This is a genomic window from Streptomyces sp. NPDC057002 (assembly GCF_042673825.1).
GTDB lineage: Bacteria > Actinomycetota > Actinomycetes > Streptomycetales > Streptomycetaceae > Streptomyces.
The window spans coordinates 1,036,502-1,056,305 of sequence record NZ_JBHURZ010000001.1 but is presented as its reverse complement, the minus strand read 5'-3'; the positions used below and the strand labels follow the sequence as shown (position 1 = coordinate 1,056,305).

At 73.0% G+C, this 19,804-nt stretch carries 20 protein-coding genes and 1 pseudogene; 8 read left to right on the top strand and 13 right to left on the bottom strand.

What is annotated here, in order from left to right:
- Positions 1–13: 13 nt before the first annotated feature.
- Positions 14–1,189, bottom strand: a complete 1,176-nt coding sequence (locus ACFT32_RS04790; protein ID WP_382485853.1) for a hypothetical protein — start codon at positions 1,187–1,189, stop codon at positions 14–16.
- A 216-nt stretch (positions 1,190–1,405) separates the two neighbouring features.
- On the opposite strand from ACFT32_RS04790, the gene ACFT32_RS04785 reads away from it, so the two are divergent.
- Both ACFT32_RS04785 and ACFT32_RS04780 read left to right on the top strand, forming a co-directional pair.
- The gene (locus ACFT32_RS04785) at positions 1,406–1,855 is read left to right on the top strand and encodes a hypothetical protein (RefSeq protein ID WP_382485852.1); all 450 of its coding nucleotides are present in this window, start codon (positions 1,406–1,408) and stop codon (positions 1,853–1,855) included.
- A 71-nt stretch (positions 1,856–1,926) separates the two neighbouring features.
- The gene (locus ACFT32_RS04780) at positions 1,927–2,274 is read left to right on the top strand and encodes a hypothetical protein (RefSeq protein ID WP_382485850.1); all 348 of its coding nucleotides are present in this window, start codon (positions 1,927–1,929) and stop codon (positions 2,272–2,274) included.
- A 69-nt stretch (positions 2,275–2,343) separates the two neighbouring features.
- Here ACFT32_RS04780 and ACFT32_RS04775 read toward each other — a convergent pair whose 3' ends face one another.
- Positions 2,344–2,721, bottom strand: coding sequence for a peptidase M23 (locus ACFT32_RS04775; protein WP_382485848.1), 378 nt, complete (start codon positions 2,719–2,721; stop codon positions 2,344–2,346).
- A gap of 52 nt (positions 2,722–2,773) precedes the next feature.
- Positions 2,774–3,148 (bottom strand): SH3 domain-containing protein, encoded by a 375-nt coding sequence (locus ACFT32_RS04770; protein WP_382485846.1) that lies wholly within the window; start codon positions 3,146–3,148, stop codon positions 2,774–2,776.
- A 285-nt stretch (positions 3,149–3,433) separates the two neighbouring features.
- Between ACFT32_RS04770 and ACFT32_RS04765 the strand changes: the two genes are divergently transcribed.
- Together ACFT32_RS04765 and ACFT32_RS04760 are read left to right on the top strand one after the other, a co-directional pair.
- On the top strand, positions 3,434–3,862 hold the full coding sequence (locus ACFT32_RS04765) for a VOC family protein (RefSeq protein ID WP_382485844.1): 429 nt from the start codon (positions 3,434–3,436) through the stop codon (positions 3,860–3,862).
- Positions 3,863–3,913: 51 nt separating this feature from the next.
- Positions 3,914–5,818 carry an SMI1/KNR4 family protein gene (locus ACFT32_RS04760; RefSeq protein ID WP_382485842.1) on the top strand — a complete coding sequence of 635 codons (1,905 nt, stop codon included), beginning with the start codon at positions 3,914–3,916 and terminating at the stop codon, positions 5,816–5,818.
- Between the two features lie 9 nt (positions 5,819–5,827).
- Here the strand turns inward: ACFT32_RS04760 and ACFT32_RS04755 are convergent, their stop codons facing one another.
- From ACFT32_RS04755 to ACFT32_RS04730, 6 genes are all read right to left on the bottom strand, one after another.
- Entirely contained in the window at positions 5,828–7,093 is a 1,266-nt protein-coding gene (locus tag ACFT32_RS04755; RefSeq protein ID WP_382485840.1) for an MFS transporter, read from the bottom strand.
- 130 nt (positions 7,094–7,223) lie between these two features.
- Positions 7,224–7,676: a YbhB/YbcL family Raf kinase inhibitor-like protein gene (locus ACFT32_RS04750; RefSeq protein ID WP_382485838.1), complete on the bottom strand. Its 453-nt coding sequence runs from the start codon at positions 7,674–7,676 to the stop codon at positions 7,224–7,226.
- A gap of 76 nt (positions 7,677–7,752) precedes the next feature.
- Complete coding sequence (locus tag ACFT32_RS04745) at positions 7,753–8,859, bottom strand: CapA family protein (RefSeq protein ID WP_382485836.1); 1,107 nt, start codon at positions 8,857–8,859, stop codon at positions 7,753–7,755.
- Positions 8,860–8,890: 31 nt separating this feature from the next.
- Entirely contained in the window at positions 8,891–9,346 is a 456-nt protein-coding gene (locus ACFT32_RS04740) for an archease (protein ID WP_382485834.1), read from the bottom strand.
- 54 nt (positions 9,347–9,400) lie between these two features.
- Positions 9,401–10,003, bottom strand: a complete 603-nt coding sequence (locus ACFT32_RS04735; protein WP_382485832.1) for a DJ-1/PfpI family protein — start codon at positions 10,001–10,003, stop codon at positions 9,401–9,403.
- Positions 10,000–10,995, bottom strand: coding sequence for a GlxA family transcriptional regulator (locus ACFT32_RS04730; RefSeq protein WP_382487035.1), 996 nt, complete (start codon positions 10,993–10,995; stop codon positions 10,000–10,002). Before ACFT32_RS04730 ends, ACFT32_RS04735 begins: the two co-directional genes overlap by 4 nt.
- Before the next feature lie 154 nt (positions 10,996–11,149).
- On the opposite strand from ACFT32_RS04730, the gene ACFT32_RS04725 reads away from it, so the two are divergent.
- The 3 genes from ACFT32_RS04725 to ACFT32_RS04715 all read left to right on the top strand — a co-directional run bounded on the left by ACFT32_RS04725 (position 11,150) and on the right by ACFT32_RS04715 (position 13,629).
- Positions 11,150–11,806 carry a dienelactone hydrolase family protein gene (locus ACFT32_RS04725; protein WP_382485830.1) on the top strand — a complete coding sequence of 219 codons (657 nt, stop codon included), beginning with the start codon at positions 11,150–11,152 and terminating at the stop codon, positions 11,804–11,806.
- A 104-nt stretch (positions 11,807–11,910) separates the two neighbouring features.
- Positions 11,911–12,555, top strand: a complete 645-nt coding sequence (locus ACFT32_RS04720; RefSeq protein WP_382485828.1) for a phosphoribosyltransferase — start codon at positions 11,911–11,913, stop codon at positions 12,553–12,555.
- Positions 12,556–12,639: 84 nt separating this feature from the next.
- The gene (locus ACFT32_RS04715) at positions 12,640–13,629 is read left to right on the top strand and encodes a TerC family protein (protein ID WP_382485826.1); all 990 of its coding nucleotides are present in this window, start codon (positions 12,640–12,642) and stop codon (positions 13,627–13,629) included.
- A gap of 30 nt (positions 13,630–13,659) precedes the next feature.
- Here the strand turns inward: ACFT32_RS04715 and ACFT32_RS04710 are convergent, their stop codons facing one another.
- From ACFT32_RS04710 to ACFT32_RS04695, 4 genes and pseudogenes are all read right to left on the bottom strand, one after another.
- The gene (locus ACFT32_RS04710; protein WP_382485824.1) at positions 13,660–14,850 is read right to left on the bottom strand and encodes a CaiB/BaiF CoA transferase family protein; all 1,191 of its coding nucleotides are present in this window, start codon (positions 14,848–14,850) and stop codon (positions 13,660–13,662) included.
- Between the two features lie 137 nt (positions 14,851–14,987).
- Positions 14,988–15,866: pseudogene (locus tag ACFT32_RS04705) on the bottom strand (helix-turn-helix domain-containing protein); the annotation flags it as partial.
- A 605-nt stretch (positions 15,867–16,471) separates the two neighbouring features.
- On the bottom strand, positions 16,472–17,446 hold the full coding sequence (locus tag ACFT32_RS04700; RefSeq protein WP_382485822.1) for an alpha/beta hydrolase: 975 nt from the start codon (positions 17,444–17,446) through the stop codon (positions 16,472–16,474).
- Positions 17,443–18,762: an MFS transporter gene (locus ACFT32_RS04695; protein ID WP_382485820.1), complete on the bottom strand. Its 1,320-nt coding sequence runs from the start codon at positions 18,760–18,762 to the stop codon at positions 17,443–17,445. The genes ACFT32_RS04700 and ACFT32_RS04695 overlap by 4 nt, the downstream gene beginning before the upstream one ends.
- Positions 18,763–18,818: 56 nt before the next feature.
- On the opposite strand from ACFT32_RS04695, the gene ACFT32_RS04690 reads away from it, so the two are divergent.
- Entirely contained in the window at positions 18,819–19,802 is a 984-nt protein-coding gene (locus ACFT32_RS04690) for an ArsR/SmtB family transcription factor (protein WP_382485818.1), read from the top strand.
- Positions 19,803–19,804: the final 2 nt, after the last annotated feature.

The window sequence follows — 19,804 nt, the reverse complement described above, 5'->3', positions numbered from 1 at the left end:
TCCCCCGTTCCCGTCACGGCCGCGCCGAGCCGCACTCCGGGACGTTCGGCAGCCGGTTGTCCGGCGAGCTGACGTAGATGTTGGAGATGTAGCCCCCGTACTGGGGCAAGTAGGCCCACCACTCGTTGGTGTAGGGCGGCACGCTGACCACCTGGCCCCGGACCTGACAGCCCACCAGCACCTCGACCCCGGCCGGGAGCTGGGTGACCCGGGCATCGCCCGTGGCCGGACCCTTGCGGACGTTCACGAACTCGCCCCAGGTGCCGAACCACGTCCCGGAGGGCCGCACCCCGCCCGGCACGTTCAGCGAGCGGGTCAGCCGGCCGAGGTCGGTGTAGGCCTTCCCGTACGACGTCCCGACCGGATGCAGCGTCAGCACGGCCACGATCGCCCGGTCGTCCGCGCCCACCGTGCCGGTGGTGTGCAGCGCGGGACGCGTGAGGTCCACGGCCGCGGCGGCCTTCGCGGCGGGAGCCGGGGCCGCCGCCGAGGCGGTCGTACCCGACGGACCGCACGTCCCCTTCGCGTAGGCCCCGGACCAGCCCTGCTTCACCGCCCAGGGCCGCTCGAACGACCCGGCGACCCCGAAGTGCTGGTCGAAACGGTCCGAGGCGCAGCGCGTGGAGCGGCGCAGATTGTCCATGACGAAGTCACGGACGGGCGCGGGCGCCTTGTCCAGGAGGTAGCGGTAGATCGTCACGGTGTCGCGGGCCGACAGGGCGGTGTAGCCCCAGTAGCCCTCGTACTCGGCGGGCGGTGGCGCGGTGTCGCGCAGGCCGAGCCGGGCGGACATCCGGTCGATGATCGCCGAGCCGCCGTAGTTCGACCAGTAGTGGTCCGCGGCATCGTCCCAACTGCTGCGCAGCATCGGCTCCAGCCGGGCCCGGTCGGCCTCGGGGATGGTGTAGTCGGGCCCTCGGTCCCACAGGAAGTCCAGGGCCAGCAGCAGTTTGACGACCGACGCGGACCGGAACCGGGCGCTCTCGTTGACCTGCTCGGTGAAGGTGCCGGTGCGGCGGTCGAAGACCGCGACCCCGGCGGTGACGCCGTCCGGGATCTGGACGGCCGCGGCCCCGCGGCCGGCCTCGACGGCCGTGGCCGGCCGGGGAACCGCCGTCGCGCCGCCCGGGAGCGACACGATCGTGACGACGGTCGCGAGCGCGGCGGCGCCGCGCAGGAGTGTGCGCATGGTTGCCCTTCATGGTCGCCCGAGTGTCGGCGGGGACCTGCCCCCGCGCCGCCACATTAGGAGGAGGCGAGGTGCGGGCGGTCCTGACGTATGTCAGGGAGCCCCCGCAACGAGACGACCTGGGGGTTCGACCCTGATAAGTGTCAGGTGTCGTAGATGTGGTGACGGCCCTTACGGTCACGACCAGACCACCCGAACCACAACGAAAGAGGGCTCATGAGCCGCCGATCGCTCAGGACACTGCTGGCCGCCGGGGGCGCCGCCGCGGTGATGGCGCTCCTCCCCACCTCCGCCCAGGCCGCGCCGTACTCGGGCGGCAACTACGGGGCCTACGGGATGGAGGGGCAGTACCCCACCACCTCCTTCTGCTCGGGCTCGTTCCGGCAGATCGGGGCCACCAAGTACGCCGAAGGCATGGCCCTGAAGTACTTCTATTCCGACAAGTGCGGTTCCTTCGCCCGGATCGAGAGTTCCCGGCCCGGCTGCGCGGCCGTGCTGCAGCGCTCCAACAGCGGCGCGGGACGGGTCGACGGATGGGTCTCCGAGACCGTCGACTCCGGCATCAACTACGCCTACACGCAGATGGGCAACAACCTCAACGGCCGCGTCTCGCGCGCGCTGCTCTCCTGCGACGGCCACGACCTGACCTCGACCGGCTGGTTCTGAGCCGGCTGGTTCTGAACCGGCTGATTCTGAGCCGCACCCACACCACACAGGACGACAAGAAGGAGTCAGTCATGCGCAGACACATCCGGCGCGCCGCGTGTCTCGCCCTGGCGGGCGCGGCCCTGATGCTGTCGCCCGTCACCGCCAACGCCCAGGAGCAGGCGCCCGCTTCGGACACCTCCACGCAGCGGGTGCAGTCCCGGGGCGGCTACTTCCTCGGTGACGGCGTCAACATCCGCAGCAGGCCCGTGGACGGCACGATCCACGGCCAGGGGTACTTCCGCGAGACGTTCACCGCGCACTGCTGGAACGGCGACGGCCACTGGATCTACCTGACGGCCCACCGGGGCAATGTCACCGGCTGGGTCAAGGTCGACTACGTCTACTACACGGACATGGGCCCGATGGGCTACTGCTGACCGGCAGGAGCCTGCGGCGGGTCACCGGTCTCCCGGTGGCCCGCCGCAGGCGTGTGGAGCGATGGCGCGTCAGCAGTCCGGGACTCCGGCGATCTTCTCGCCGCCCCGGATGTACAGGTTGTTCACCCAGGCGATGTCACTGCCCGAGAACTCCATGACGGCGGTCCACCAGTTGTTGGTGCCCACGGCCGGGTCGTGCACCGTCTGGCCCTGCGTCTGGCACACGGCGTCCGCCCACCACTTCGAACGGACCGCGAGACGCGGGGATTCGGTGGTCGGCTGCTGGCGCAGGTTGACGTCGGTGGCCCAGATGTAGACGTCGGTGAGGGTCGGGTCGCCGTTGTTCGCGGCGGCGGCCGGGGCCGCCTGGGCGGTACTGGCGAGCGCGCCGACGGTGAGCGCGGCCGCGGCGAGGCCCATGGCGGTACGGCTGATCAGTCGCTTCATGTGTCTGTCCCCCGTAGGACGATGGTGTGGTCGGGAGTGGTCATGATGTGGGTCAGCAGCGCGCCGAGGCCGGCAGGTCGCCGTACTCGTTGCCCTTGAGGTACACGGCGCTGACGTAGCCCTCGAGGAGCTTCACCCAGACGTCGTTGCTGTAGCCGTTGTCGGTGATGCGCTCGCCACGGGTCCAGCAGTAGGCGCCGAGGGGCTGCCCCGCAGGGCTGGTGGTGATCTTTCCGTAGGAAGTGCCCGGCCCGTAGCGGACGTTGATGTTCTCGTACGGCACGACCGCGTAGGGCGCCGCCTTGACGCGGACAACGCCCTCCTGGCCGGCGGCCGACGCCGCGGCGGTTCCCGCGGTGAGCGGGCCGAGCAGCGCGAGCGCCCCGGCGCCGACGAGCGCGGCCCTGGCGAAGATGCGAGTGGACATGTCGAGTTCCCCCTGAACTGATGTGCAGCGGTGCGGCTCGTGGCCGACGCTCAGTAATGTAGGGAGACCCGGGGCGACATGGTCCCTGACAATTGTCAGGGTTGCCCGGGACGGCAGGGACTTCGCGGAATCGGGGGGCGTTCGGCCACCCTGCCGGATGCGGCCGAAAACCGCTCGACGCGCCTCACTCCCTCTGTCTACGATCCACGCCGCGGCATCGCGTGCCGGTCACCGGCCGGGTGAGGCATGGAGGCGCCGCGGAGATGCCCGTGGAGGCATTGACCAGTGTCAGTCGAGTTCAATCACACCATCGTCCTGTCCCGTGACCGGGAGAAGTCCGCTCGTTTTCTCGCGGAGATCCTGGGACTCGAGGTCGGGGCACCGGCCGGAGTGTTCCTGCCGGTGACGACCGCCAACGGCGTCACGCTGGACTTTCTCACCATCGACGCCGACATTCCCATGCAGCACTACGCGTTCCTCGTCTCCGAGGAAGAGTTCGACGAGGCCCTCACCCGTCTCATCGAGGCCCGGATCCCCATCCAGGCCGACCCGCACGGCAACCAGCCCCGCCGCATCAACCGCCACGACGGCGGCCGAGGCGTCTACTTCCTCGACCCCGCGGGCCACGGCCTGGAAATCATCACCCGCCCCTACGGCACCGACCCGGCCTCCCCGTTGAACGGCGTCACGGAGGACGTGCCCGGGGCGGTCTGAGCCTGCCCTTGGGCGAGGGGGTTGTCAGTGGCGGCTGACAGCATCGCGGTCATGACGGATGCGATGTTCGACTGGCGGCCCTTCCTCGTCCGGTGGAGCGAGGAGTGGGCGGACGCGTTGCGCCCGGACGACTCGCGAGGCGAGCCGGACGAGGAAGCCCGGCGGGCCGGATGGCTGGGGTTCGCTCCGGCGCCGAGTGCGCGGATCGCGTCCCTGGAGGAGCGGCTGGGCCTTCGACTGCCGCCGTCCTACCGGGCGTTCCTCCAGGTGACCGACGGGTGGCGGCACGCGGGCGGGTTCGTCTGGCGGCTCGCCGGCACCGAGGACATCCGCCGGCACGCGGACGTGTCCGGTTTCGCCGAGTGGTTCAAGGAGGAGCTGGACGAGGACTCCACGCCGGAGGAGGTGCTGCTCGCAGGGATGTGGGAGCGTGCCCTGCAACTCGACGTGGAGTCCGATGCCACGTACGTCCTGATGGACCCGGGGGACGTGGGCGACGACGGCGAATGGGCTGTGTACGAATACGCCACCTGGAGCGGCGAGTATCCCCAACGTCATAGGTCCTTCCGGGCTTTCATGGAGGCGATGCACCGCCAGTTCCACATGCTGAGGGCGAACCGCCTGGGTGAGGAGTTCGTCAACGGCACGACACGGGATCTGGACAGGGCGGTGGACAACGCCCGGCTGGACGCGCTGCGCGGGCACCACGAGCAGGCGAGCGCAGCGCTTGCGGAGGCGGAGGAGTACGGCAGACCGCGCGCCAAGCCGCTGCGCGACCAGATACGTCAACCGCTGGGGGACCCCTACCTCGTCGACTTCGGCCGGCTCAAGGCCGATCCGCTGTACGCACCGGAGGTACTGCCCGTGCTCGCGGACCAGCATGTGCGCGACGACGCGGGGTGGGAGTTCCACCTACGCACGGTTTCCGAGGCCGTGCGCGGAACCGCTGACGAGATCCTCCAGCGGGTGCGGCAGGGCACCTTCCGCTACACCGCCGAAGGGCCCTTCGGCCGAGCCGTGGACGAGGCACGCGAGCAGGCACGGTGGGGCGAGACGGATACCGCGTGGCACACTCTGCGGGCCGCGCTCCCCAACTGGCGGCCACTCGGACCGGATCATCTCGCACCGGTCGGCCTGCTCGCCGATCCGCTCCTGGGTCCGCTGCTCACTGCCGACCGAGGACGGGAGCTGTTGGCCACGCCCAGGGGAGGGGAGACGGGTACGACGCCGTCGCCGGCATTCGACGCCGATCCGCCGGGCCTGGCATGGCTGACGGAGGCGGAGCCGAGCCTGACCGGACGCGGGTACCGGTTCGTGCTCGTGGAGGGTCTGGAACCGGCCGAATTGCCCAGCAGGCTCGCCGATGACACGGCTGCCCTGAACCAGCCGATGAAGCTGTGGCGGGCGCGGCTGGGCCGACACGGGAACGGCCGGTCCGCCGCACCGTGGGAGGACCGCGCCCTGGCCGCTGTCGGGAGAGCCGGATCCGGCTGGAGCTTCGCCTTCGACGCGGAGCCGGGTCACTTCCATGAGCAGACGTTCCGCTCACCGGCGGGCGCGGCGTCCCGCGGCACCCGCGCGGTGGTCGTCTGGAGCGAGCCCCGCGGACTGTTCCACCTGTCCCTGGGCGAGGACGGTGAGGAGAAGTACGCCTTCACCGTCCAGGGCACCACGATCCACCGGAGCGGAGCGGTACCGGCCGCTCTGGACCCCGACCGGTTCTTCGGCCCGGGCACGGACGCGACCACCGGCGAGGTCCGACCCTGGGAGGAGGCCCAGCGCCTGGCTCTGTCGGCCGTCGCGGTCGAGTTCGGCACACGGCTCCCGCGCTTCGCACTCACCCGGGGCCTGCTGCACACCTTCACCACCCGGTCCTGGACCCGGCCACCGGAACCCGGGGAGGCGTGTCTGTTCGCCACCTTCACACCGGCTCGGGACACCGGCGACCGGAGTTGAGCGGGCCGTTCAGCTGCGGTCCGGCTCAACTGCCAGAGGAACCGGCCCGGGGTCGATGTCCGCTGCGTGGTCGCGGCGGGGAAGCAAGAGCGGGGTGGTGAGGAGGAGGGCTCCGGCGAGGGCCAGGGCCGGGCGGGGGCCGGTCAGGGATGCCACCAGGCCCCAGAGTGCGGTCACGGCCGCGAGGGTGGCCTTGCCGGTGGCCGACCATGCGGACAGGGTGCGGGTGACCCGGCCCGCGGGGGTGCGGTCGAGGCGGTATGTGGCGAACACCGGGTTGAACACGGCGCAGCAGGTGATCAGCCCGAACTCGACCACCATGACCAGCGCCAGCCCGGCCGCGCCGGGGCCGACGAAGGCCAGTCCGAGCGACCAGCCCGCCCGCAGCACCCCGGCCGTGCGCAGGACCCGGTGCCGGCCGAACCGTTCGACGAGCCTTGGCGCCAGCCGGGAGCCGAGCAGGCCGCCGGTGCAGGGCACCGCGAAGGCGAGGGCGTACTGCCAGGGGGCGAAGCGCAGGTGATCGACCATCAGGACCAGGAGCGGTGGCGAGGCCGCCATGACCAGGGCGTTGAAGAGGATCGTGTTGAAGAACAGCGGGCGCAGGACCGGATCGGCCAGGATGTACCGCCAGCCGTCCAGCAGGTCGCCCGCCCGGGGCCGGGTCTCGGCGGACAGTGACCGGGCAGGGGGTTTCTCGCCGGCGCCGATCGCCCCGATTCCGAGCGCCGAGAGCAGGTAGCTCACCGCGTTCGCGACCACGCTCGTCACCGGGCCGAACAGTCCGATCGCGGCCCCGCCCAGCGGCGGCCCGACCATGCTCGCGGTCCAGTTAGTCGCCTCGAACCGGCCGTTCGCGACGAGCAGGTCCCGCCGGGGCACCAAGTCCTTCAGAAACGCCCCGGCCGCCGCGTTGAAGGTGATGTCGGCCGCCGCGACGGCCACCGACACCAGCAGCAACTGACCGAAGCTCAGCCGGCCCAGCGCGAACGCCACGGGGACGCTCAGCAGGACCACGCACCGGACCAGGTCCGTCGCGATCATCACCGGCCGTTTGCGGCGGACCTCCACCCACGGCCCGAGCGGCACCGACACCACCGCGCCGACCGCCGGTCCCGCCGCGGCCAGCAGCGCCACCTGCGCCGGCCCGGCGTGCAGCACGAGAACCGCGATCAGGGCGAACGAGTCGAACGCGAGCCATGTGCCGGCCGTGCTGACCGCGTAGGCACCCCACAGCCACCCGAACCGCCTCCCCAGCGACCGCCTGTCCGCCATACCCGGCGCACACTCCCCGTTCCCGCGGACAACCCGGTGTTGACCGGGAGCCATCCAAGCGAGGACCGGGCCGGGCGAGCAAACAACCGTCCGTCACCCGAGCCACAACCAACCGTTGTGCCTCAGCGGGTCAGCGCTGGTACAGCCCCACCAGCGTCCCGTCCGCGAGCCGGTGCCGCTCGACCTCCTGGTGCACCCGGTCCGCGCCGGGCGCGTCGGGCAGGACGCACGGTTCGGACAGGGCGTACAGCCGGAAGAAGTAGTGATGGGCGTCGTCACCCGGCGGGGGATGCGGGCCGCCCCAGCCCTCCTGCCCGTAGCTGTTGACGAGCTCCGTACCGCCCGGCGGGCAGTGCCCGGCCTCGACGCCGTCGCTGTGCGGGTCGATGCCGACCACGACCCAGTGCGCGAAGGTGCCCGAGGGGGCGTCGGGATCCTCGCAGAGCAGGAGCAGCTCGGCCGCGTCGTCCGGTACGCCGCTCCAGGCCAGGGGCGGGGATACGTTCGGTCCCTCGTACGAGTACCGGCGCGCGATGAAGGAATGGTCGTTGAACGCGTTACTGCTGAGTTCGATGCCGGTCATATGGCCCGGGGTACCCCCGCGGGACCCGGACATGCGGTGCGGGGCCGATCGTCCGGCCGGCTGAGCGGCCACCGGATCATCCGCTCGCCAGCGCCAGCGATCCGTCGGGCTCCAGCGTCACGCGCACCCCGCGGCTCATCCGGTCGAGCGTCGTCCGCAGCCAGGCACGGTCCGCCCGGGACGCGTGCTCCAGCCGCATCCGCCGCGCCCGCAGCGGCACCATGCGCAGCCCGGCCAGCCGTCCGCTGTCCGCCTCGACCGAGACGAGGAACGCGAGCCGCAGGTCGTCGCGGTACTCCTCGTAGCCGGAGATGCCCTCGTAGTCGTCGACGAAGTCGCCGCAGCCGTAGAGGATCAGCCGGTCCCGGTACACCTCCAGCGGGCGCGGGTGGTGCGAGGAGTGCCCGTGCACGACGTCGACACCGCCGTCCACCAGGGCGCGCGCGAAACGGACCTGCTCCCGGGGCACGTGGAAGCCCCAGTTCGAACCCCAGTGCACGGACACCACGGTGAGATCACCGGCCTGTCCGGCCCGCCGGACGTGCCGCACCACGGCGTCGGCCGCGGTGGGCGAGAGCGCGGGCACGTACGCCACCCCCGGCACCTCCGCCGTCGCCGCCCAGCCGGACGGGATCCCGCTGGACCGCGCCCCGAGGGCGAACACCCGCAGCCGACGGCCACCCGGGAGGGGAACCACGGCGGGTGCGTACGCCTCGTGCGCGGCACGCCCCGCACCCGCCGTCCGCAGACCCGCCCGGGCCGACGCGTCCAGCGTCTCCAGCAGGCCCGGGCGGCCGAAGTCCAGGACGTGGTTGTTGGCCAGGACGGTCACGTCGGGCCGGGCCACGGCCAGGGCGGGCAGGTTGGCCGGGTGCATCCGGTAGTGGATCTCCTTGTCCGGCGCGAACGTGTCGCCGCTCGTCACCGACGTCTCCAGGTTCACGATCCGGGCGTCCGGCGCGGACTCGTCCAGCACGCGCAGCGCCTCGCCCCACGGCCAGGAGGGCGGGACGGGCGCGGGCACCGGGCCGTGCGCCGACTCCGTCAGCCGGACGTAGGACCGCGCGTCGTCGACGTACGCCTCCCGCAGTGCCGGATCGCAGGGATGCGCCAGGATCTGGTCCACGCCGCGCCCGAGCATCACGTCACCGCACAGGAACAGCGTCACGATGCCGCCGCCCACACCTCCACGGTAGGACGACCGCTCGGGCCTCTCAGGCGTCGACCCTCACCGCACACGACCACCCGTACGGATCCGGCCCGATCCGCAGCTCCTCCCACGCCACCGCCGTCGGGACCGACCCGGTGATCTCCACGTCCGCGAGCCCGATGACCGCCAGCCGCACGTCCAGGCCGCCGTCGGCCTCGTCCGCCTCCACGTCCACGGGCACCTGGCCGTACTCCTCCCACCGGAAGATGACCTCGTCCAGCAGCGTGGCCAGCAGATCGTCGTCGCTGGCCTCGGCCAGCCGCACCCGGTCCACGGCGGTGGCCCGCACCCCGGAGACGTCCGCGAAGCACTCCACCAACGCCAGCACGGCCTCCGCCAGACAGTGCTCCCGGCACGCCGCCCACGCCTCGATCCGGACGTCACCCGGGTGCGGCACCGCCCGGTGCCCGCACTCGCCCGGCTGCCGTCCCTGCCCGCCGTCGCTCGTGTCACCGCCCATGAACTGCGCTTGCCCGACACCGGCGCACCCATGCGGCGCAAGCCGCCGCAGCCGTCAGAGAGGCTCGTCCGCGAGGTACGGCGGAGCCGGGTCGTACTGGATGTAGCGGCGCACGGCCCGCGCGTGGTCCCGGCCGTGCAGCCGGCCCACGAGCCACAGCGCGCTGTCGATGCCGGCCGAGACGCCCTGGCTGGTGACCAGGTTGCCGTCCACGACATAGCGGACGTCCCGGACGACCGTCACCTGGCCCCGAGCCTCGAGGGTGTCCTCCTGGCTCCAGTGGGTGGCCACCCGGCGTCCGCGGGCGGGACCGGCCGCGTGCAGCAGGAAGGTGCCGGTGCACACGCCGTGCACCCAGGCGGCCCGCTCCGCCGTCCTCCCGATCCAGTCGATCACCACCTGGTTGTGCAGCTGGACCTCACGCGCGCCCCGCCCGCCCGGCACATGCAGCACGTCCAGGGGCGGATGGTCGTCCAGGGTGTGGTCGGGCAGCACGCGCAGGCCCTTGTTGCAGCGCACCGGGCCGGGATGCTCGGCGATCAGCACGGCCGTGTCGGCGCCGTCGCGCAGTCGGGCGGAGACGTTGAAGACCTCCCAGGGCCCCACGAAGTCGAGTTCCTCGGCTTCCTCGAAGACCAGCAGTCCGTAAGCAGTCATACGGTTTCCCCTTCCTCTGGGACGTGGTGGGCCGCGGCGGGCCCCGTGGTGGAGCGGAACCGTGCGCGGTAGTCCGACGGCGCGACGCCGAGCCGGCGGTGGAACGTGCGGCGCAGGGTCTCCGCCGTGGCGAAGCCGCAGCGGCGGGCGATGGCCTCGACCGGTTCGTCGCCCTCGGTGAGCGCGCGCTGGGCGGCCTCGACGCGCACCCCCTCGACATACGTGGCGGGCGGCACGCCCAGCTCGGAGGTGAAGCGGCGCTGGAGGTGACGCGGGCTCAGCCCGGCATGCGCGGCGAGGGCGGCGATGTCGTGCCGGGCCCCCGGATCGGCGTGGATCGCGCCGACGGCGGCCCGCACCGGGTCCGTCGCAGGCTGCCGCGACCAGAGCGCCACGCTGAACTGCGACTGGCCGCCCGGGCGGCGCAGGAACAGCACCAGCCGGCGGGCCACCGCGTGCGCGACGTCCCGGCCCAGGTCCTCCTCCACCAGGGCGAGCGCCAGATCCATACCCGAGGTCACCCCGGCCGAGGTCCACACCCGCCGGTCCCGGACGAAGATCGGGTCGCAGTCCACGCGCGCCTCGGGATGCTCCCGGGCCAGCTGCTCCTCCCGGGCCCAGTGCGTGGTGACCCGCCGCCCGTCCAGCAGCCCCGCGGCCGCCAGCAGGAACACCCCGCTGCACACCGAGGCGACGCGCCGGGCACCGGCCGCGGCGGCCTCGATCCAGGAGACCAGCGCCGCGTCCTCCCTGGCCCGGTCGACCCCCTGGCCGCCGACCACCACCAGGGTGTCCGTCCCGGCCGGGTCGAGGTCCGCCACACCGTGCGCGGCGTGCACGAGCAGCCCGCTGCCCGACCTGACCGGCCCCGGCCGGGACGCCACGATCTCGCAGGCGTAGTCACCCGCGCTGTGGAACACCTCGTGCGGGCCGGTGAGATCGAGCGGCTGGAAGCCGTCGAAGACGACGAAGACGATACGGCGTGGAGTCACTCGCGGAGTCACGCTTCCACGCTCCGCCCGCCCGGGTCATGGCGTCAACGACACGCATCCCACAGATCGCGCCATGCCGCAGGCGGGACGCCTGCCGCGGGGTGGGTAGGCGGACGGCAGGACCACCAGGGAACCGGGGAAGAGGAGACCTCCGATGATCACCCAGACGGTCACCGTGCCCGCCGGCGGCGCCGCGCTCACCGGTGATCTGAACCTGCCGCCGGACGCCCGCGCGGTCGTGCTGTTCGCGCACGGAAGCGGCAGCTCCCGGCACAGCCCCCGCAACCGCGAGGTCGCCGCCGGCCTGCGCACCGCCGGACTCGGCACCCTGCTGATCGACCTGCTCACCGAGGAGGAGGAACGGCAGGACCTGCGCACCGCCGAACTCCGCTTCGACATCTCCCTGCTGGGACGCCGGCTGGTCGGCGCCATCGACTGGCTGGAGCAGTGGTACGGCACCCGGAGCCTGCCCGTCGTCCTGTTCGGGGCCAGCACCGGCGCGGGCGCCGCCCTGGTCGCCGCCGCCGAACGGCCCGGCCGGGTGACGGCGGTCGTCTCGCGCGGCGGCAGGCCCGACCTGGCGGGCGACGCACTGGCCGCCGTCCGGGCCCCGGTGCTGCTCATCGTGGGCGGCCGGGACCAGCACGTGCTGCGGCTCAACGAGGAAGCGGCCCGGCGGCTGCAGTCCCCGCACACCCTCCATGTGGTGCCCGGCGCCACCCATCTGTTCGAGGAACCGGGCACGCTGGACCGCGTCACCGAGGCGGCCCGGCAGTGGTGTGACGAACGGCTGACCACCACGGCGGGCTGACACCGGCCGGACCCGGCCGCCGGTGCGTTGTCCACCGGGCAGGGGGTACGCGGAGGCCGGGCCGGCCGAGGGCCCTCTCCGTGCGGGAAGCAGAGGTGACCGTCATGCGGTTCCGCGATCGCCGGCAGGCAGGCCGCGAACTGGCCGAGAAGCTGCGCGCCCGGCAGCACGAGGGGGCTCTGCCCCGTCCGCTCGTCCTCGCCCTGCCCCGCGGCGGGGTCGCGGTGGCGAGCGAGGTCGCGGCGGCGCTGGACGCCCCGCTCGACGTGCTCGTCGTACGGAAGATCGGGGCGCCCTTCCAAGAGGAGTACGGAGTCGGCGCGATGGCCGGGGACGAGGTGCCGCTCCTCGACGAGGACGCCCTGCGCCACCTGGGCCTCGGCGTGGCCGCCCTCGCGCCCGTCATCGAGCGGGAGCGCCAGGAACTGCGCCGCCGCGAGCGGCTGTACCGGCAGGGCCGCCCCGCTCCCGACCTGCGCGGACGGACGGTGATCGTCGTCGACGACGGCCTGGCGACCGGTTCCACGGCCCGCGCCGCCCTGCGCTCCGTACGCCGTCAGGAGCCCGCACGGCTGGTGCTGGCCGCGCCGGTGTGCTCGCCGGAGGCGGCCGAGCTGATGCGGGCCGAGGCCGACGAGGTGATCTGCCTCCACCAGCCGGCCGCGTTCATGGCCGTGGGCCTCTGGTACGAGAACTTCGACCAGCTGACGGACCAGGATGTCCTGGAAGCGCTCCACGTGCAGCTTTGACCAATTGTTCACCTGGCGGGTGTGGCGGAAATCGGCCACTGCGGACAACGATGTCCCATCCCCACACCTGCACCAGGAGCAACAGTGAACGTCTCGCTATCCGTATGGCTGCTGACCGTGGCGGCCCTGTGCGTGCTCGTCGCCGTCGACTTCTTCGTCGGCCGCAAGCCCCACGACGTGTCGATCAAGGAAGCCGGGACGTGGACGGTGGTGTGGATCGTCCTGGCCGTGCTGTTCGGGCTGGGGCTCTGGTACTTCGGTGGGAGCGGGCCCACCGGTGAGTTCTTCGCCGGGTACATCACCGAGAAGTCACTCAGCGTGGACAACCTCTTCGTGTTCGTCCTGATCATGGGGAAGTTCGCGGTGCCCTCGCAGTACCAGCAGCGGGTGCTGATGGTCGGTGTGCTGATGGCCCTGGTGCTGCGGGCCGTCTTCATCGCGGCCGGCGCGGCGATCATCTCCGCCTTCTCCTGGGTGTTCTACATCTTCGGCGCCTTCCTGATCTGGACCGCCTGGAAGCTGGTCCAGGACGCGCGCAAGGACCAGCACGAGGAGGAGTACCAGGAGAACAAGCTGCTGAAGATGGCGGAGCAGCGCTTCGGGGTGGCCGACCGCTACCACGGCACGAAGCTGTTCATCACCGAGAACGGCAAGCGGATCATGACCCCGATGCTGGTCGTGATGCTCGCGATCGGCTCCACCGACGTGCTGTTCGCCCTCGACTCCATCCCCGCGATCTACGGCCTCACCCAGGACCCGTACATCGTGTTCACCGCGAACGCCTTCGCCCTGATGGGCCTGCGCCAGCTGTACTTCCTCATCGGCGGCCTGCTGAAGAAGCTGGTGCACCTCTCGTACGGGCTGTCGATCATCCTCGGCTTCATCGGAGTGAAGCTGGTGCTGCACGCCCTGCACGAGTCGGGCGTCCATGTGCCCGAGATCAGCATCCCCTTCTCGCTGGGCTTCATCGTGCTGGTCCTCACCGTCACGACGATCACCAGCCTGCGGGCCTCGAAGAAGCAGGAGGCCGAGGCGGCTGCGGAGGAGGCGCGGCGGGCTGCCGGGTCCCACTAGGGCTCCGCCGAGGGCCGGGGCGGCCCGCCGTCAGACGACGCCGTCCGCGCGCAGTGCCGCCACCTCGTCGCCGGTGCGGCCCAGCTCGGTGAGGATCGCCTCGGTGTGCTCGCCGGCCGCCGGTACGGGGTCCATGCGCGCGGGCAGGCCCGTGAGGTCGGCGGGCGGGAGCAGGGCCTCGACGGTGGCGCCCGGCACCGCGACCTCGGTCCAGCGGCCGCGGCCGGCCAGCACCGGGTGGTCCAGGAACGCGGCGACGTCGTTGACCCCGGCGCAGGCGATGCCGATGCGCTCCAGGTCCTTGAGGATCTCGTCGGAGCCGGAGCGGGCGAAGCGGCCTGCGACGACGGCGTCGAGCTCCTCACGGTGGGCGACGCGGTCGGAGGCGGTGGCGAAGCGGGGATCGTCGATCAGCTCCGGCCGGCCGAGGAACTCCCCGCACAGGGCCGCCCACTCCCGCTCGTTCTGGATGGAGAACAGCACCTCCTTGCCGTCGGCGGCCGGGTACGTCCCGTACGGCGCGATGGTGGCGTGCCGGGTGCCCAGGCGCGGGGGCTGGGTGCCGCCGTGCCGGGTGTAGTAGGCGGGCTGGCCCATCCACTCCGCGAGCGCCTCGAACAGGGAGACCTCCACCGGATGGGCCTCGCCGGTGGTGGCGCGGGTGTACAGGGCGGTGAGGACGCCGCTGTAGGCGTACATGCCGGCGGCGATGTCGGCCACGGAGATCCCGGTCCGGGCGGTCCCCTCGGGGGTTCCCGTCAGGGACACCAGCCCGGTCTGGCACTGCACGAGCAGGTCGTAGGCCTTGCGGTCGGCCCAGGGGCCGGTCGTGCCGTAGCCGGAGATCGTGCAGGGGATGAGGCCGGGGCGGTGGCCGGTGACGGTGGCCGGGTCCAGGCCGAGCCGGGCGGCGGCGCCCGGCGCGAGGTTCTGCACGAACACGTCGGCGCCGTCGAGGAGGTCGTGCAGGATCTCGCGGCCGCGTGGGTCCTTGAGGTCCAGGGTGAGGGACTCCTTGGAGCGGTTGAGCCACACGAAATAGCTGGAGAGGCCGTGCACGGTCGTGTCATAACGGCGGGCGAAGTCGCCGCCGCCCGGCCGCTCCACCTTGATCACACGGGCGCCGAGGTCGGCGAGCTGCCGGGTGGCGTAGGGCGCGGCCACGGCCTGCTCCACACTGACCACCGTGACCCCGGACAGGGGATAGCGCTGCACGCTCATGCCTCATGCTCCTGAACCTCGTACGGACGGCGCCCGGACAGTCTCTCCCGGGCGACCGGCCGTGGCACGGGCCATGGGCGCGATCTGGATCACGACGGGTCGTATCACGACGGGGTGGTGCCCGCGCGGCCGGTCGGCTATGGGCGGGCCAGGTGGCGCATGGCCAGGGCCAGCTGGAGCCGGAGGCGGCCCTGCGGGGTGCGCAGCGGCCAGCCGAGCAGGTGTTCCGCGTGTGTCAGCCGGTCCTGGAGCGTGGAGTGGTGGACGTTGATCTCGGCGGCGGCCGCCCGCAGGCTCGCCGTGGACGCGACCGCGTGCAGGGTGGCCGGCAACCAGGGTGTGGTCGCAGCGGCCGCCTCCAGGGCACGGACGTCGGGCGGCGGCTCGGCGCCCGGTACGACGAGGTCGGCGAGCAGGGCGATCCCGCCCAGCTCATCGGCGTGCACGACCCGCGGTCCGGGGTCCTGCGGGGTGCCCTCGGCGGTGAACCGCAGGGCGGTACGGGCCGCCGCCCATGACCGGGGCAGTTCGAGCACGGGCACGGCGGGCCCGATCCCGAGGCGGGCGTCCGGGGGATCCGGGCGGGACTTGGCGACGCCCGCGCTCCCCGTCCCGGCGGGTACGACCCGAGGCCGGCCGTTCAGCGGGGCGAGGACCCGCGCCGGTGCCGTGGGGTCCAGGCCGAGCCGCCGGGCGCTGTACAGGCGCGCCTGCTCCGGGGCCGTGGCATCGAGAAGGGTCTCGACCAACGCCGGGTCATCGGCCGGGGCCCGACCCCGAGTACGGTCGAGTACGAGCCGCAGGGCAACGGAGGCGCGCTCGAGTATCACCGCGTCGACAACACTGGTCCCGGGCACGGCGGCTCCCGCCACGACCACGCCGGGCTGGGCTCCGGCGCGCTCTGCGACGCCCTTGCCGGGTGTGGCCGCGGTGTGTTCGGCGGCGGGCGCGCTGGGGGTGTTCCCGGCCTGGTCCGTGTCGATGGTGTCGGGTTGGGACCGGGCCTGTCGGGCGGCGGTCTGGGTGGGTGTCGCCCCCGGGTGTTCGGCGGCGGGCGCGCCGGGTGCGGCCTCGGTCTGTTGCGCCTCGTCCTTGCCGGGTGTCACTCCGGCGGCTTCCGCGACGATCACCCCGGGTACGGCCCCGACCTGCTCCGCGACGACTCGGCTGGGCGTCGCCCCGGCGCGCTCTGCGACGGCCACGCCGGGAGTGGTCCCGGCCTGCTCCTCGACGAACACGCCGGGCCCGCCCCCGGCACCCTCGTCCCCTTCCGCCCCGCCCCGTTCCAGCCACAGGATCGCCGGTCCGTTCGGGGTCAGTCGGGCGGAGGGCCAGGTGGGGTTCGCTGGGGTGTCGGTGTCCTGGCGTGTGCCGTCGGGCTGGACACGGACGTGGACGCGGCGCTCGGGATCCACCAGGCGGGCCGGGCAGCCGGAGAGGACGGCGGCGCCGCGTACGAGTGCCTCGACACCGGCCCTGGACTCGGCCAGGCGGTCGAAGTAGGCGATGACCCGGACCGCCGCACCGGCATCCGGGTCGAGCGCGGTCAGGCGTCCGGCCAGCTCTTTCATAGGCCTATGGTGCGCCATGCGGCTGCCCGGTCACGCGAGAAGCCCTGCCCTCACCCGTTCAGAAGCCGCCGCAGCCAGTTCACATGCGCCGCCCTGGCCGACTGGGACAGCGCCGCCTGGGGTGCGAAACCGTCGAAGCCATGGAAGCCGCCCGGCCATACGTGCAGCTCGGCCACGCCACCGGCCTGCCAGATGCGCGAGGCATAGGCGACGACCTCGTCGCGGAAGGTCTCCGCCGAGCCCACGTCGAGGAAGGCCGGGGGCAACCCGGTCAGATCCTCCGCACGGGCCGGCGCCGCGTACGCCGGTACCTCGGGCCCGCCCCGCCGCGAACCCAGCAGCGCCGTCCAGCCGGTCTCGTTGGCGGTGCGGTCCCACACCCCGAGGCCCGCCATCTGGTACGTCGAGGGCGTGTCGTTGCGGTCGTCGAGCATCGGGCACATCAGGACCTGGCCGATGGGCTGCGGCCCCTTGCGGTCCCGGCTGAGCAGGGCCAGCGCCGCGCACAGCCCGCCGCCCGCACTCGCGCCCGCGATGACGATCCGCTCGGGGTCGGCGCCGAGCTCGGCGGCGTGGTCGGCCGTCCACAGCAGCCCGGCGTACACGTCCTCGACCGGCGCCGGATGCGGATGCTCCGGCGCCAGCCGGTACTCCACGGACACCACGACCGCGTCCAGCGCCTGCGCCCACGCCAGCGGGACGTCGACCCCGACCCGGTTGTTCCCGATGACCATGCCGCCGCCGTGCACGTGGTAGATGACGGGCCGCGCCCCGGCGGTCGCCGGAGCGGCCGGCCGGCAGATCAGCAGCGAGATGTCGGGCTCGCCCTGCGGACCGGGCACCTGCCGGTCCTCCACCTCGAACGTCCCGCCCATCGTCAGGTCCAGCTCGGCGAGCAGCTCGATGCCCGGGCCCTGGCGCACCTCGGGGATCTGGTCCAGCGTGAGACCCGGGCTGATCATGTCCTTGATCAGCTCCAGGGCTCCGGCGAGTTCCGGGTCGAACGGCGGCGGAACATGGGTCATGGCGTCTCCTCACGCGAGGTCACGGCGGCTCGGGCTGCCATGGTCGTCCCCGCCCTCCCGGTCGCGGGCGCCGCCGAGCGGCGGAACCTGCCCGCCGTACGGCGGGTGGCGCTCCGGCGTCCGGTGGCACACAGGTGACGGGTGAGGGCGACCGCGGTGAGCGCGGCGACCAGCACGCACACCCCCGGCCACCCGAAGCGGCCGTACGCACGCATGCCCAGCCACGAGCCGACGGCGCCACCAAGATACGCGCAGGTCATGTACGCGGTGGTGAGCCGGCTGCGCACCTCGGCCCGCAGTGTCTGGATCCGCACCTGGTTGGCCACCATCCCGGACTGCATGCCGACGTCGAGCAGCAGCGTGCCCACGACCAGGGCTGTCACGCCCACCGCCCCACCGAGACCGCCCAGCGCCAGCACCGTGGCCGAGACCCCCACCAGCAGGAAGCACACCCGGTTGACCGCGTCCGGTCCGTGCCGGTCGACCTGGCGGCCCGCGACCGGCGTGCACACCATGGTCACCGCGTTGACCAGGGCGAGCAGCCCCACCGCCCCCGCGCCCCTGCCGTACACCGGACCCGTGAGCAGCGGGGCCACCCCCGTCCATACGGCGGAGAAGCCGGCGAACACCAGGGCCTGGTAGAGGCAGGAGCGGCGCAGCAGGGCTTCCGTGCGCAGCAGTCGCAGCGGCTCGGCCAGGAGCGCCGGGTAGCGCTGGGCGGAGGGCGGGACCGTCCGCGGCAGGAGGCGGGCCGCCAGGGCCGCCACCGCCAGGGACAGCACGGCGGCCAGGACGTACGGCGCCCGCCAGCCCAGCCAGTCGCCGAGGGCACCGCCGACGGTGCGCGACAGCAGCATGCCCGCGAGGGAACCGCTCAGCAGCGTGCCGCCGGTGACACCGAGCCGCTCCTTCGGCACGAGCTGGGCGGCGAGCGGCCCGGCCAGCGGCGCCACCACCGTCGTCACACCCACCAGGGCACTGGCCCCCACCAGCGGCCCCAGCCCCGGCGCGGCGCTCGCGGCGAGCAGCCCCAGCCCGGTGACCGTGAGGAGAGTGACCAGCAGCGGGCGGTACGGGAAGCGGTCGCCGAGCGGGAGGAGCAGCCAGATCCCGGCCGCGTAGCCGAACTGGGTCGCGGTGACGACGGCGGCGGCCGCGTCGGGCGAGACACGCAGACCGGACGCCACCAACGGGCTGACGGCCTGCGGGAAGTAGACGTTGCCCACGGCCGCGCCGCAGACCAGTGCCAGCACCAGGATCAGCCGGGGGCTCGCGCCCTGGTGCGCTGTACGCTGCCGGTGGTCGTGATCCGTCATGGGCCGAAGTCCACGCCACGGCAGGGTGGTTGCCAAAGGATTTAGCGGGGGCCTCAATGATCAGCTTCCGGCTCGGCGTCGAGGACCTCGCCGACACCCGCTTCGCGATCTCGCCCCTGCGCGAGGTGATGGGCAGCCTGCGTGCCCTGCGCGCCCCCGCCCTCTATCCGCTGCACGTGCGGTGGCGCGCCTCCGTGCTCCAGGGGCTCGACGCGGCCGACGCCCGGCTGCTGGCCGCCCTGGTGGGGGACACCCTGGCCCTGCCCGACTTCCTGACCCCGAGGCCGACGTCCTTCGCGCCCACCCTCGACGAGCAGCTCACCGTCGTACGCGCCACACCACCGGAGGCCGTACGCCGCGACCTGCTCGCCGCTCATGCGCCCCGGCCCCTGCCCGACGTGCTGCGGGCGGTCACCGCGCCCGGTGACGCGCCGGTCGCGGAGCTGCTGGAGGAGTTGTGCGACCTCCTGCGCCGCTACTGGGAGTCGGCGCTGCTGCCGTCCTGGCCCCGGATGCGGCTCGTCCTGGAGTCCGACATCACCCACCGGGCACGGCAGCTGGCCACCGGCGGCGCCCGGCTGCTCTTCGCCGATCTGCACCGCAACCTGCGCTGGGACGACGGTGTCCTGCGCGTCGACCGGATGCGCGGACGCCACCACGTGGACGGCTCGGGGCGGGGCCTGCGCCTGGTGCCCTCGCTGTTCGCGCATCAGCCGGCGCCCCCGGTCAGCGCCGTGGAACCGCCGATGCTCGCCTACCCGAGCCGGGGTGCCGCGACCCTGTGGGAGCCGGAACCCGAACCGGACGCCCCGGCCCTCACGGCCCTGCTCGGCGCGCCCCGCACCACGCTGCTGCGGCTGCTGGCCGAGCCGCTCCCGACGGTGGAACTGGCCCGGCGCCTGGGAGTGACCCCGGGCGCCGTGTCCCAGCATCTGCGTGTCCTGCACGCGACGGGCCTGGTCACCCGGGCCCGCGACGGCCGCCGGGTGCTCTACCGGCGCAGCCCGCTGGGTGAGCGGCTGGCGGGGCACAGGGCCTGAGC